Source organism: Sphingobium sp. GW456-12-10-14-TSB1 (assembly GCF_059424385.1).
Genome location: NZ_JBWKZI010000001.1, coordinates 623457 through 636935, shown reverse-complemented (window position 1 = coordinate 636935; position 13479 = coordinate 623457). Strand labels below are relative to the sequence as shown.

Sequence of the window (13479 nt, the reverse complement as noted above, 5' to 3'; positions counted from 1 at the left end):
CGACGCGAAGAGCGAACGGGCGGTGGTCCCTAACGCCAGCCCTTCGCCTTCGCGGCCTTCTCCCCCGCCGCGTCAACGGGCGCGCCTTCGATCAGCGCGTCGACCGTCGCCATGACCCGCACGTCCGCTGACGACGCCTGATGATAGCCATGCGCCTGCCCCGCGCCGGGCAGCGCCTGTTGCACTTGCCAGCCATCGCCCTCACGACAAGCAACGCCCGCGAGTGTCCCGTCGAAGCTGCGGCACCAGCCGCCGCCCTTGCGCTGGAAGGTCAGGCCGATGCGGATCTCGCCATCGCCCTGTGCCGAGGCCAGTTGCGTGTCGAGCGCCTGCGCCAGCCCGCCCTGCGCGATCATGACGCCATTCTGCACGCCGATCGGTCCGCCCTCCCCGCCGCTCAGGCGACCAAGGCCAAGGCCCAGCACGAGGCTTGCGGCGATCGCGCCACCCGTCACCCATCCCCGCCAGCGCGGCGCAGGACGCGCCAAAGGCACGACCCTGGCGCTATCCTCCACCAGAGCGCGCATTGCCTCAGGCAGCGGTTCCTGCGCGATCGGCGCATAATGGCCCGCCAGCCGCTCCCGCAACCGGCGGTGCATCGCCACGCGCTCGGCCAGTGCAGGGTCTTCCGCCATGGCGCGTTCGACGCGGCGGCGGGTCACATCATCCAGTTCGCCATCGACCAGTGCGATCAGCATGGCTTCGTCAATATCGGTCATGCCGCTTCCCCCATCAGTTCAATGAGCGCCCCGCGCCCGCGCACCAGCCGCGATGTCAGCGTGCCCATCGGCACCCCCAGCACGGCGGCGGCCTCCTTGTAGGACAGGCCCTCCACCAGCACGAGCGCGATGGCTTCGCGCTGTTCATCCGGCAGCGCCTGCATCGCCCGATCCACGTCGGACAGGCGCATATGCGTTTCTATGTCATGATCGCCGGCATGACCGACATGCTCGCCCGCTTCCTCCGGCGCGAATGTCCTGGCCGCCCGCTGGCGCGCGCGGGCTTCGTCGATCCACAGGTTGCGCATGATCCGATATATCCAGCTGTCGAGGCGAGTGCCCGGCTGCCATTGGTCGCGCGCCTTGAGCGCCCGCTCCAGCGCGGCCTGGCACAGGTCGTCGCCATCGGCACGATCGCGCGACAAGCTGGCGGCAAAGCGCCGCAACCTGGGCAGGATCGCCAGCAAATCATGCTCGAACGACATCGGGCCTCCGTACAATGTTCCTGGGATGAAACGTGCCTGCCCGGTCGTTTCATCCCACAGCCGAGGAAAAAACGGAAATATTCGTGCGATGGTTTATCATGCACCCGAAAGGACCGGTGACGACGCCATGAAATTGACCCGCCCCTGGATGATCGCCGGGCTGATGCTGATTGCGCCGGGCGCACAGGCGCAACTGCTGGGCGGCAGCGGGCCCGTCGGGCAGGTGGTGCCCGATGTGCTGAACCGGGTCGACGGGCTGGTCGAGGGCAGCGGACTGGAGCGCCTGTCCCCGGCGCGGCTGGCCGATCGGCTGGTGGCGGCGCGCGCGACACGGGTGGGCGATCTGCTGCGGCGGCATGGCGATAGGGTCGAACTGGACGACCGGCGCGAACCCGCGCGGCGGGGAGTGATATTGCTGACCGGCGCGGATGCCGCCAGTCTCGACGCGCTCAAAGCCGCGGGTTTTGGCGTGGATAACGAGGCGGTGGACGGGCTGGACCTGACCATTGCGCGGTTGCAGGTGCCGCAGGGCCGCAGTCTGGCGCGGGCGCTGAAGGATGTGCGCAGGATCGCGCCCAGGGCGCAGGCCAGCGCCGACAATCTCTATTTCCCCGGCGGGTCGGCCAATGGCGCGGCAGTGGGGGTACTGGCTGGAGGCGGTACGGTCGGACGCGGCGCAGCGGGACTGATCGACGGCGGCGTCGCGCGCCATCCGGCGCTGACGGGGCCGGTCGAACAGCGTGGCTTCGCGCGTGGCGCGCCGCGCGCAAGCGCCCATGGCACGGCGGTCGCTTCGCTGATCAGCGGGACAGGCAGCGTGCGCGGCGCGGCGCCGGGCGCGCCCTTGCTGGTCGCGGACGTCTATGGCGATGATCCGGCGGGCGGCGGCGCCTTTGCGATCGTGCGCGCGCTGGGCTGGATGGCAGCGCGCGGCGTGCCGGTCGTCACGGTCAGCCTGGTCGGACCGGACAATCCGCTATTGGCGGGGGCGATCCGGCTGGCGCGCGACAAGGGCGTCACGGTGGTCGCAGCGGTGGGCAATGACGGCCCGGCAGCACCGCCCGCCTACCCCGCTTCCTATACGGATGTGGTCGCCGTCACCGGCATTGACGGACGCGGACGCCTGTTGCCTGAAGCAGGCCGCGCCGCCCATGTCGATTTTGCCGCACCGGGCGCGGACATGAACGCAGCGCGCAGTGACGGCGGCAAGGGCGCGGTGCGCGGCACCAGCTTTGCCGCGCCGCTGGTCGCGGGGCGGCTGCTGGTGCGGGGCAGCCTGAATGCGCTGCTGGCTGAAGTGGAGGCGCCAAAGGGCAAGGCGCGCGGCTTCGGCAAGGGGATCATTTGCGCCACATGCAGAAATAATGACTAATTTTTAATCGGTTACGATTTTTTCCGCCAGCGCGGGATTAAACGCCTGTCTCCTCCCGTTGTCCCTGCATTGCATCGACAGTCAACAAGGAGACAAGCGATGAAGAGCAAGTTCATGATCGTGGCGGCCTGTATCGCAACGCTGACCGCGGTTCCCGCATCGGCCCAGTTGCTGGGCGGCGGTGGCGGTGGCGGTCTGCTGGGCGGGTCGATCGGCGGCGTAGGCGGCAGCTTGGGCGGCACGCTGGGCGGGTCGGGCAGCGGTGGCATCGGCCTCGACCGCAGCATCGACCTCGACAATGGCCGGGTCGGCGCGAACGGATCGGGCAATGGCCGGGCCGATGGCAATGCCAGCGGTTCACTGACCCGCCGGGACAAGAGCCGCAGCGGCAGCGCGTCGGGTTCGGCCAGCGGATCGGCGGGTGGCAGTCTGGCGGTCGACACGCTGGGTACCAGCGATGCGCGCAATGCCGTGGGCAATGTGCGTGATCGGGCCGCCAATGGCGTCGGGGCAGTACGGGATCGTGCGAACGGTGCCGTCAGTACAACCAAGGACCGGGCTGGACAGGCCGTTGGCGCGGTTCGTGATCGGGCAGGATCGACCGTTGGCAGCGCAACCGGCGCTGTAAACGGCGCTGCATCGATCGACGCCAGCGGCCAGGTTTCAGGGGGTGGACAAACTGCTGGTTCGACCAGCGCCGCTCCTGAAAGTCAGGCGGAAGATTGACCCCGCAGGGGAAAGGGGGATGGCGGCCAAGTTCCAAGCCGTCATATCCCGCCCCGTCGCCTGACCGGGCCGACGATCCAGACCGGATCGTCGGCCCATTTTTGCATCAATCGAGAGCAAGCATCCGGCGGATTGCGCCGGTCAGGTCATTGCGCGATTGCTGCGCGACGCGCGCGGTCGCCACGATGTCGAAAGCATGGATCGCGCCCGGATAGACATGACATTCCACCGGCACCCCTGCCCCGGCCAGACGCCGTACGAAATCCAGATCCTCGTCGAGAAACAGATCGAGCGCCCCGACCGCCACATAGGTCGGCGGCAATCCAGCCAGATCATCCGCCAGCGCCGGAGAGAACCAGCCCTTGCGCGCATCGTCGCAGCCATAATCGCCGCGCAATGCGTCCCAGCAAAACTGGTTGGAAGCGCGTGTCCAGATGAATTCGCCGGTGCCTGCCGATTGCCAGCGGCATTCCGCTCCGCCGGTGCGATGGTCCAGCATGGGATAGATGAGCATTTGTCCCGCCAGCGCCATGTCGCCCCGGTCCCGCACCATCAGCGCCAGCGCCGCCGCCAGCCCGCCACCGGCGCTTTCCCCCAACACGACGATGCGCTGCGGATCGATGCCAAGCGTATCGGCCTGTGCGACCAGCCACGCGAGCGCGGCGTAGCAATCCTCCTGTGGCCCCGGAAAGGCTGTTTCGGGCGCCAGTCGATAATCGACGGAGGCGGCGACGAACCCCATGGCCTCTGCCATCGGCCCGATCGAGCGGCTCGCCGCATCAGCCGTCCCCATCACCATGCCACCGCCATGGATGTGCAATATGGCTGGACGGGGCCGAGCGGCAGGATCGGCATTGAAGATATGAAGCGGCACATCCGGCGCGCCATCGCGACCGGGGATCATGCGAATGTCGGGAATTGCCACCGGCCCAGGCCGTTCCATCGCAGCCATGCCCGCCCGCATGATCGGCAGCGCATCGTGGCTCAGGTCCAGATCTGGCAGAAAATCGAGCACGGGGACGATTTCTGGATCAATCAGATGGCGGGTCGTCATGGCCTCTCCTGGGAAATTATATCCTTGGCGGACATTCTCCTATGGCAGGCCCGGCCCCGTCACAACGGAAAAGGCCGATGATCCTGTCGGATCACCGGCCTTTACACCCCCCGTTTAGCGCATGACGCGCGAAAGCGTCAGGCGACCTTGGCCTGTTCTTCCAGCGCCTCTTCCGGATCGCGCAGCACATAGCCACGGCCCCAGACGGTTTCGATATAATTGTCGCCGTTGCAGGCCAGCGCCAGTTTCTTGCGCAGCTTGCAGATGAACACGTCGATGATCTTGAGTTCCGGCTCGTCCATCCCGCCATAAAGATGGTTGAGGAACATTTCCTTGGTCAGGGTCGTGCCCTTGCGGAGCGAGAGCAGCTCCAGCATGGCATATTCCTTGCCGGTCAGGTGAACGCGGTTGCCGTCCACTTCCACCGTCTTGGCGTCCAGGTTGACGGCCAGCTTGCCGGTACGGATGACCGATTGCGAATGGCCCTTCGACCGGCGCACCACGGCGTGGATACGGGCGATCAGCTCTTCGCGATGGAAGGGCTTGGTCACATAATCGTCGGCGCCAAAGCCGAAGGAGCGGACCTTGCTGTCCATTTCGGCAATACCCGACAGGATCAGCACCGGCGTCTGCACCTTGGCAGCGCGAAGCTTCTTCAGCACGTCATAGCCGTGCATGTCGGGCAGGTTGAGATCCAGGCAGATGATGTCGTAATCATACAGCTTGCCGAGATCGAGACCTTCCTCGCCCAGATCGGTTGTGTAGACATTGAAACCTTCGGTCGTGAGCATCAGCTCAATCGCCTTGGCGGTGGTCGGTTCATCCTCAATCAGCAGCACGCGCATGTGAAGCCCCTTTGCGTCGCAGGTCCGTTCACCCCACCAGAACGGCATCTACTCCAATTCATTAACCAAAAAACTTCTGAAGGACAAAGGTTAATTTTTCGCTAACCCGCAGAAATCCACGAGTCGCCAAAAAACGAATCTATTTACAAAGAGTTGAGGCCGAAACGATTCTCCGCGAGTCAAGAATGATTCACCTGCGAAACGAGCATCAGCAGCCATGGTGCCGGGTGATGAAATCCAGCAGCGCATCGACGCGGGCGGGGCGCAATCGCGACGGCGGCGTGACGAGATGGAGGCCAAAGGGCGGCGCGCGCCAATCGACCAGCACCTCTTCCAGTTCGCCGCTGGCCAGCGCTTCACCCACGATGAAATCGGGCAGCCGGGCGATGCCCACGCCGGCGCGCAGGGCCGGCAACATCGCGTCGCCGCTATTGACGGTCAGGCGCGATCGGACCTGCACCACCACATTTTGTTGCCCCGGTCCGGCAAAGCGCCACACGTCCGGCGTAGTGACATTGGAATAGCAGAAGCAGTCATGACCGCTCAGATCGGACGGATGCATGGGCCGTCCCCGCGCCCCCAGATAGGCGGGTGACGCGACGACATGAATATCCACGTCGGCCAGACGGCGGGCGCGGAGCGAACTGTCGGGCATGTCGGCGATGCGGATGGTCGCATCCAGTCCCATTTCGATAAGGTCGATATGCGCGTCGGACAGATGCAGGTCGATATCGACCAGCGGATGTTCCTGCGTGAAGCGGGCGATCAGCGGGGCGATGCGCAACAGGCCAAAGCTCATCGGCGCGCCAAGCCGGACGACACCCGACAGGTCGGCAGTTTCCTCGCGCGCGGCTTCCTCCGCCGCCTGCCCTTCGGCCAATATGCGATGGGCATGGTCAGCCAGCCTCTTGCCGCTTTCGGTCAACGCCAGACGGCGGCTGGTGCGGTTGAAAAGGCTGGTATCCAGATGCTCTTCCAGCCGGGTCACGGCCTTGGACACAGTGGCTTTCGACACGCTCAGCGCCCTGGCCGCGTCGGTGAAGCTGCGATGTTCGACCACGGCGGCGAACATCGCCCAGGCCTCAAAATCAGGTAGTCGCATGGGGAAACAATCCGTTTCGATGCTGCGTGTTTCGGAAACGATCCTGATCACTAGATTGGCGGAAAGCAAGCCGGAAGTCCGGTCGATATCTGGAAAGGCAAGGATATGAACACGCATACCGCAAACCGTATCGAGCGCCGCCCCTTCGCGTCGCTGGGTCATGCCGATCATGGCTGGCTGAACGCCCGCCACCATTTTTCATTCGCCGATTATCATGACGACGATCGCATGCACTGGGGTGCGATCCGGGTATGGAATGATGACGAGATCGGCCCGCGTTCGGGCTTTCCGCCCCACCCCCATGCCGACATGGAAATCATCACCTATGTCCGCACCGGCGCGATCACGCACAAGGACAGCCTGGGCAATCAGGGCCGCACGCAAGCGGGCGATGTTCAGGTCATGTCGGCCGGCACCGGCATCCGGCACGCCGAATATAATCTGGAGGACGTAACGACCACCCTGTTCCAGATCTGGGTCATCCCGCGCGCACGCGGCGGCAGCCCAAGCTGGGGCGCCAAGCCGTTTCCGCGTGGCGAGCGGTCGGGCAAGCTGATCGTGCTGGCCAGCGGCTATGACGAGGACGCGGAAGCCCTGCGTATCCGCGCCGACGCGCGCCTGCTGGGCGGCACCATCCGTGCGGGTGAGAGCGTGACCTATGACAGTGCGGAAGGACGCCATCTCTATCTCGTGCCCGCGACGGGACGGATCACTATCGATGGCGAGACGTTTGAAGCACGCGATGGCGCGGCGATCATTGGCGGCGCGCCCATCACCATCACCGCGATCGAGGATGCCGAAATCGTCCTGGTCGACAGCATCTAGGCTTTCCGGCCCGTCCTTCCCCCCGGACGGGCTGGCCGCCGCCCGCGCACTCTCCCCCTCCCCTTGCGCGGGCGGCACCCCTTCTCCCCTTCAACCAAGGAGCACATCATGGCTAAGGTTCTGGTTCTCTATTATTCTTCCTACGGGCATGTCGAAACGATGGCCAAGGCAGTCGCCGAAGGCGCTGCCGCCACGGGCGCGCAGGTCGACATCAAGCGCGTACCCGAAACCGCACCGCTCGAAGTCGCCAAGAACGCGTATTTCAAACTGGATCAGGACGCCCCGGTCGCGAGCGTGGAAGAACTGGCGGGCTATGACGCGATCATCGTCGGCACCGGCACCCGTTTTGGCCGCATATCCAGCCAGATGGCGGCCTTCCTGGACCAGGCCGGCGGGCTGTGGGCGCGCGGCGCGCTCAATGGCAAGGTAGGCGGGGCGTTCACCTCGACCGCCAGCCAGCATGGCGGACAGGAAACCACGCTGTTTTCGATCATCACCAACCTGCTGCATTTCGGCATGACCATCGTGGGTCTGGACTATGGCTTCCAGGGCCAGATTGGCGTGGACAAGGTGCGCGGCGGATCGCCCTATGGCGCGACGACGCTGGCCGACAGCGACGGCAGCCGCCAGCCGTCCGAAGAGGAACTGGACGGCGCGCGCTATCAGGGCCGCCGGATCGCGGAAACCGCGATCAAACTGCACGGCTGACGGTTATCGGCCGCTCACATCGTCTGTAAGTTGCAGCTGCCGAGCCTCCGGGTCGTACCAGGGTGAAGGCAAGCCGCGGAGGCTGGTGCGTAAGGACTGTGCGCCAGCCTCCTTTTCCATCGCCTATTTCCCGGCGGCGAGCAGGAAGTCAGCGCTCTGTTGCAGCATGTCGGCGCGGGCATCACTATCGTTCAGACCATGTGCAAGCCCGTCATAAATGACGAGACGGCTGCGCTTGCCCGCCCCTTCCAGCTTGCCCTGCATGATCTTCGCCTGGGTGACGTCGACATTGCCGTCTGCGGTGCCGTGGAACATCAGCACCGGCGCGCGGAACTGCGCGGCGTGGCTGGAGGGGGACGCTTCCTCGGCTTCCGTTCCCGTGCCCATGCGCTGCTGCTGCACCAGATAGCTGCTATCAAACTGGGCACGCCGCAGCCGATCGCCAAAATCGGTAACGGGGGCAATCGCGACGACAGCTTTGAAGAGATCAGGATCGATCACCTGCGCCTGTAGCGCGGCATAGCCCCCATAGGACCAGCCAGCGATCGTCAGTCTGGCGGGATCGGCAATGCCCTGCGCGACAAGCCAGCGTCCGGCATCGACAACGTCGTTGATCGCCTTGCGCCACGAGCGATAGCCGTTGCGCATCAGCCATTGCTCGCCAAAACCAGCCGACCCGCGAAATTGCGGCTGGATGACGGCAAAGCCGCGCGCGGCATAATATTGCACCATCCAGTCGAAGCCCCATTCGTCGCGCGCCTCCGGGCCGCCATGCGGCATCACGATTGCTGGCAACCCCTTGGCCGTTTCCTTGCCGGGCGGCAGCGTCAGATAGGCCGGGATCGTGACGCCATCGCCCGCCTTGAAACTAACGGACTGCATTTTCGCCAACTGGCGGTCTGCCAATTCGGGACGATCGGGCATTAGCGGCGACAATTTGCGCGCCGTGCGGTCGAACAGATAATATTGGCCCGGATCGATGTCGCTACCCGCCCACACCAACACTTTTTGGCCGTCGCTGCTCATGTCGCCGATATGGATGGACTTGCCGCCCAGCGCCTTGCCCAGCGATGTGACCAGCGATGACACCGTCGGGTCAAAATAGATGGCTTCGCGATGGTCGAGCGCGTAGCTCGCGCCGACAACCCGCCGGTCACGCCCGACGCGGATCAGCCCGGTAACGTCCACCTGCGGATGGGCAAAAACGACCTTCTTTTCAAGCGCCGGGTCCAGCGAAATCGACACCAGCGCATCGCGCCCGTCAGTCTTTTCAAAGCCATAGACGATGTTCTTCTGCGGATCGACAGCGAGCGGATAGAAGCCGCTATTGTCGCGCACGTCGTAAGTGGACAGATCGCTCCAGCCCGACTTTCCCTGCGGCCGATAGAGGAATTTATAGGTCCCCTTGGAATAGCCCGTTCCCTTGATCTCCTGCATCCCCATGACGCGAACGTTACCGACGCCATCGGAGATATAATCGATCGCCAATTTGGCCGGTGTCTCGACCCGCTTCCCGCTGCCGCTGCGCGTGTCGATTCGGTCGACCCCCAGGCCCTCCAGGCGTTTTTCGATAAGACTGCCGATTTTGGCTTCCGGAACATAGGAACGGGTCATCAGGATCGCGCCGTCCTCTCCCGGCAGCAGATCCACGATGTCACCACCGCGAAAGTCGTAGGATAGCGCGTTCTGGCCGCGCCGCTGGCTCAGCAGCTTGGTATTGCCGCCTGACGCATCGACCGCGAACACATTGCTGGATCCATACACATCGTCAGCGTAGCGCGTTTCACTATAAATCTGGCAAGCGAGTCGGGCGGCAGCGACCCAGTCGCAGCGGGACATATAATCCGGATTGCCGGACGTCGTCGCGGCCGCAACCAGTTCAGCGCCTTTCCTGGCCTCAAGCACATAAGCGCGACTGCTTCGCCCCGGCCCTGCGGAAACCAGCGCGATTTTCGAGCCATCCGGCGAGAGGCTGGCGGAAATCACTGTCTCGCGCGCGCCAAAGGCTTTGGCCAGCGCGTCGGGTTGCGTCTGGGCGAGCGCGCCCTGCGCTGTCCCCGCCGCCAGCAGCGCCAACATCATTGCTTTACCGAAACGGACCATGCCCGAATTCCCCCCAAATTTTCCTGTTGGTTCAGGGGCTAAGCGAAGCGGATGTCGCGCGCAACTGCCTTGCTTGCCCTTGCTCTCTCACAATGGCATCACGGGGCATTACAATCGTATAATAACAACTCTCAGATAGGGGATATGCCCTGATGCGAACGTCGCTGCTGGCCATTGCGGCCGCCCTCGCCCTCCCGCTCGCCGCTTGTTCCAGCGACGGTACCGACGCGCCGCCCGCTTCGGCATCGGCGACGACTCCGGCTGCGGTCGAACCGTCGATCGACACGATGAAACGGCTGGTGCAGGAGCTTTCGTCCGACGCCTATGAAGGCCGCGCGCCCGGTTCGGCCGGCGAGGAAAAGACGCTGGCCCTGCTCGCGGCCGAATTCGGCAAGCTGGGCCTGAAACCCGGCAACAAGGGCAGCTGGTTTCAGGATGTCCCGCTGGTCGAGATTACCGCGAAAAATGTGTCGCCGCTCAGCTTCACGGGCGGCAAGAACCCGGTCAGCGCGACCTATGGCCCGGAAATGGTGATCGGCACCTATCGCACCACGCAGCCGAAAATCGCGGTCAAGGACAGCCCGGTCGTGTTTGTCGGCTATGGCATCAACGCCCCTGAAAAAGGGTGGAACGATTATGCCGGCGTGGATGTGAAGGGCAAGACGGTCATCATCCTGGTCAATGATCCCGATTATGAAACGCCGGGACTGACCGGGCCGTTCAATGGCCGGGCGATGACCTATTATGGCCGCTGGACCTATAAATATGAGGAAGCGGCGCGACAGGGCGCGGCCGCCGCGATCATCGTGCACGATACGGTGCCTGCCGCCTATGGCTGGAATGTGGTGCAGTCGAGCTGGACCGGCGCGCAGCATGTCGCCGACAGTGCGGACGGCAATGCCGGCCTTTCCGCCGCGATCGGCTGGATCCAGAAGGACAAGGCGAAGGCCCTGTTCGCCAGCGCGGGGATGGACCTTGATGCGCAGATGGCAGCGGCCAGGAAGCCGGGCTTCAAGGCCGTGCCGCTGGGCGCGGTCAAGGCGTCGGTGTCGTTCGACAATGACCTGCGCAAACATATGTCCAAAAATGTCGTGGCGCTGCTGCCCGGCAAGACGCGACCCGACGAATATGTGCTTTACAGCGCCCATTGGGACCATCTGGGCCATTGCCAGGCTGCACCGGACGGCGACGACATCTGCAACGGCGCCGTCGACAATGCGACCGGCACTGCGGCGCTGGTGGCCCTGGCGGAAGCCAATGTGAAGGCGGGGCCGACCGATCGCAGCCAGGTGTTTCTGGCGGTGACGGCAGAGGAATCGGGGCTGCTTGGATCGGCCTATTATGGCAGCAACCCGGTGTTCCCCTTCGCACAGACCGTGGGCGGCGTGAATATGGACGCCCTCTCGGTCGCGGGCCTCGCCAAAAATGTCGTGGTGATCGGCAAGGGCAAGTCGCAGCTTGATGCCTATCTCGACCGGGCGCTCAGCGCACAGGGGCGCGTCGCGACGCTGGAGCCTACCCCGGAGAAGGGCTATTATTACCGATCCGACCATTTCAGCTTTGCCAAGCATGGCTTGCCGATGCTCTATTTCGAGGGGGGCGAGGATCTGGTCAACGGCGGCACGGCAGCGGGTAACGCCGCTGCGGAGGATTATACCAAGAACCGCTATCATGGCCCCAAGGACGAATATGATCCCAATTGGGACTGGACCGGGGTGCTGGCCGACCTGAAACTCTATTATACTGTCGGCCGCGATCTGGCGACCGGCAGCGACTGGCCCAATTGGGTGGAAGGCGACGAGTTCCGCGCCATTCGGGACAAGGACCGGGCGGGGAAGTAATCCGTCCCGCCTCCGTTCGTATCGAGCGAAGTCGATAAGCGCTGCATTTGTGTAGGCGGCTTCTCGACGATGCTCGAAGCGAGCGGCGGTTGGTCATTCACTCGCCCATCGGCGCATATGTCCAGCTTTGTGTCTGGCTGCCATCCATTTTCGCCGTTTCGGCCATCAACAGCCGCCCCTCCCGCCAATAGCGGATGCGTTGCGGATAATCATGGTCGGGATTGGCGAAGCTGATGTCCCGCACGCCTTCTGCAATGGCCGGGAATATCGTCGCTGTCCCGCCTTCGGGTGCGCCGTGGAAGGCGAGCGATCCGTCAGCCGCCCGCACGATCCGCATGACTTCCCACGATCGCAGCACGCCACCACGCCCGGTCCGCCCCACGCCGATCATCACGCCCCCGCGCGGGAGTGTCCACACCTCCTCGGTCCAGCGATCGTCCCGCACTTGCAGCCATTCGCCCGTCAGCCAGTCGGGCAATTCGCCCGCACGCGCTGTTGCGGACAATGCCAGCAAAAGGGCAGCAGCAACCATCGAAACTCTTCTCTTCACGGCTTTCGCCCTCTGTCCAGACCCGATCCGGCACGCTATGGAGCGCGCATAACGCCCGCTATCACGGATCGGCGCCGCTGCCGAGCAAGGACCATATCATGACATTCCGTATGCCCGCCGAATGGGCGCCGCACGACTGGACCTGGATCGGCTTTCCGACGAACCCGGCCGAATGGCCCGGCGCTTTTGAAGCCGCGCGGACGCAAATCGCCGCCTTTGCCAGCGCACTCCATGCCGGGGGACAGGGGGAAGAGGTTCGGCTGGTCGCCGCCAATGCAGCAGATGCGGAGGCCGCACGGGCATTGGTCGCGCCGGGCGTCACGATCATCGAGCACCGGCTGGGCGACGTCTGGCTGCGCGACACTGCGCCCATCGCGGTGCTGAACGGCAAGGCGCGGGCGCTCGTCGATTTCGGATTCAATGGCTGGGGCGGCAAATATCAGATGCCCGGCGACGAGGATATTGGCGCGCGGCTGGCGGCCACGACCGGCCTGCCGACTTCGGCCCAGAACTGGATATTCGAAGGGGGCGCGGTGGATACCGATGGCAGCGGCCTGTTCGTGACGACGGAGCAATGCCTGCTGAACCCCAATCGCAACCCTGATCTGGATCGCGGCAAGATCGAGACTCTGCTTGCCGGAAGCCTTGGCCTTTCCGACATGCTGTGGCTGGGCGACGGGTTGCTGAACGATCATACCGACGGCCATGTCGACAATCTGGCGCGCTTCGTCGGCGATGGCCTGCTGGCGCTGCCGATCGCAACGACGGACGACGATCCCAATGCGGCGATCTACGCCGATGCACGGGCGCGGGCAAAGGCCCATGGCATAGAGGTCGTGGACATCCCGTCGCCGGGGCTGGTGATCGTGGATGGAGAAGCGATCCCCGCCAGCTACATGAATTTCTATATCGGCAACGCAGCCGTCATCGTGCCCATCTATGGCCAGCCTAATGATCAGGCCGCTCTCGATGCCCTGCGCCCCTTCTTTCCAGGTCGGGATATTGTCGGGCTGCGCAGCGATGCCATATTGTCAGGCGGCGGCAGCTTTCATTGTTGCAGCCAGCAAATGCCGAGTATCTAACCTCAACCGTTCGGGCCGAGCGACGTCGAAGCCCGCGCCCGAGCGCAAGCGAAGGCACCTCGCAATC

General features: G+C 64.3%; 13 protein-coding genes. 6 read left to right on the top strand and 7 right to left on the bottom strand.

Annotated elements, in window-relative coordinates:
* Positions 1-29 precede the first annotated feature (29 nt).
* Together AC07X9_RS03195 and AC07X9_RS03190 are read right to left on the bottom strand one after the other, a co-directional pair.
* Positions 30-719: an anti-sigma factor family protein gene (locus AC07X9_RS03195; RefSeq protein ID WP_017182520.1), complete on the bottom strand. Its 690-nt coding sequence runs from the start codon at positions 717-719 to the stop codon at positions 30-32.
* Positions 716-1204, bottom strand: a complete 489-nt coding sequence (locus tag AC07X9_RS03190) for an RNA polymerase sigma factor (RefSeq protein WP_017182521.1) — start codon at positions 1202-1204, stop codon at positions 716-718. The genes AC07X9_RS03195 and AC07X9_RS03190 overlap by 4 nt, the downstream gene beginning before the upstream one ends.
* Before the next feature lie 88 nt (positions 1205-1292).
* Here AC07X9_RS03190 and AC07X9_RS03185 point away from each other — a divergent pair, with 88 nt between their 5' ends.
* Together AC07X9_RS03185 and AC07X9_RS03180 are read left to right on the top strand one after the other, a co-directional pair.
* The gene (locus tag AC07X9_RS03185; RefSeq protein WP_017182522.1) at positions 1293-2576 is read left to right on the top strand and encodes a S8 family serine peptidase; all 1284 of its coding nucleotides are present in this window, start codon (positions 1293-1295) and stop codon (positions 2574-2576) included.
* A 99-nt stretch (positions 2577-2675) separates the two neighbouring features.
* Positions 2676-3302, top strand: a complete 627-nt coding sequence (locus AC07X9_RS03180) for a hypothetical protein (protein ID WP_017182523.1) — start codon at positions 2676-2678, stop codon at positions 3300-3302.
* Between the two features lie 106 nt (positions 3303-3408).
* On the opposite strand, the gene AC07X9_RS03175 is transcribed toward AC07X9_RS03180, so the two are convergent.
* From AC07X9_RS03175 to AC07X9_RS03165, 3 genes are all read right to left on the bottom strand, one after another.
* The gene (locus AC07X9_RS03175) at positions 3409-4356 is read right to left on the bottom strand and encodes an alpha/beta hydrolase (protein ID WP_017182524.1); all 948 of its coding nucleotides are present in this window, start codon (positions 4354-4356) and stop codon (positions 3409-3411) included.
* Positions 4357-4493: 137 nt separating this feature from the next.
* On the bottom strand, positions 4494-5201 hold the full coding sequence (gene ctrA / locus AC07X9_RS03170; RefSeq protein WP_017182525.1) for a response regulator transcription factor CtrA: 708 nt from the start codon (positions 5199-5201) through the stop codon (positions 4494-4496).
* A gap of 208 nt (positions 5202-5409) precedes the next feature.
* On the bottom strand, positions 5410-6303 hold the full coding sequence (locus AC07X9_RS03165; protein WP_026002282.1) for a LysR family transcriptional regulator: 894 nt from the start codon (positions 6301-6303) through the stop codon (positions 5410-5412).
* 105 nt (positions 6304-6408) lie between these two features.
* Here AC07X9_RS03165 and AC07X9_RS03160 point away from each other — a divergent pair, with 105 nt between their 5' ends.
* The gene (locus tag AC07X9_RS03160; protein ID WP_017182527.1) at positions 6409-7128 is read left to right on the top strand and encodes a pirin family protein; all 720 of its coding nucleotides are present in this window, start codon (positions 6409-6411) and stop codon (positions 7126-7128) included.
* Positions 7129-7236: 108 nt separating this feature from the next.
* Positions 7237-7836 carry an NAD(P)H:quinone oxidoreductase gene (wrbA, locus tag AC07X9_RS03155; protein ID WP_017182528.1) on the top strand — a complete coding sequence of 200 codons (600 nt, stop codon included), beginning with the start codon at positions 7237-7239 and terminating at the stop codon, positions 7834-7836.
* A 123-nt stretch (positions 7837-7959) separates the two neighbouring features.
* Here wrbA and AC07X9_RS03150 read toward each other — a convergent pair whose 3' ends face one another.
* Complete coding sequence (locus tag AC07X9_RS03150; protein ID WP_086485475.1) at positions 7960-9918, bottom strand: S9 family peptidase; 1959 nt, start codon at positions 9916-9918, stop codon at positions 7960-7962.
* A 173-nt stretch (positions 9919-10091) separates the two neighbouring features.
* Between AC07X9_RS03150 and AC07X9_RS03145 the strand changes: the two genes are divergently transcribed.
* On the top strand, positions 10092-11780 hold the full coding sequence (locus AC07X9_RS03145) for a M28 family peptidase (RefSeq protein WP_017182530.1): 1689 nt from the start codon (positions 10092-10094) through the stop codon (positions 11778-11780).
* A 97-nt stretch (positions 11781-11877) separates the two neighbouring features.
* Here AC07X9_RS03145 and AC07X9_RS03140 read toward each other — a convergent pair whose 3' ends face one another.
* The gene (locus AC07X9_RS03140; protein WP_017182531.1) at positions 11878-12312 is read right to left on the bottom strand and encodes a DUF6265 family protein; all 435 of its coding nucleotides are present in this window, start codon (positions 12310-12312) and stop codon (positions 11878-11880) included.
* A 116-nt stretch (positions 12313-12428) separates the two neighbouring features.
* On the opposite strand from AC07X9_RS03140, the gene AC07X9_RS03135 reads away from it, so the two are divergent.
* On the top strand, positions 12429-13412 hold the full coding sequence (locus tag AC07X9_RS03135) for an agmatine deiminase family protein (RefSeq protein WP_026002284.1): 984 nt from the start codon (positions 12429-12431) through the stop codon (positions 13410-13412).
* Positions 13413-13479 lie beyond the last annotated feature (67 nt).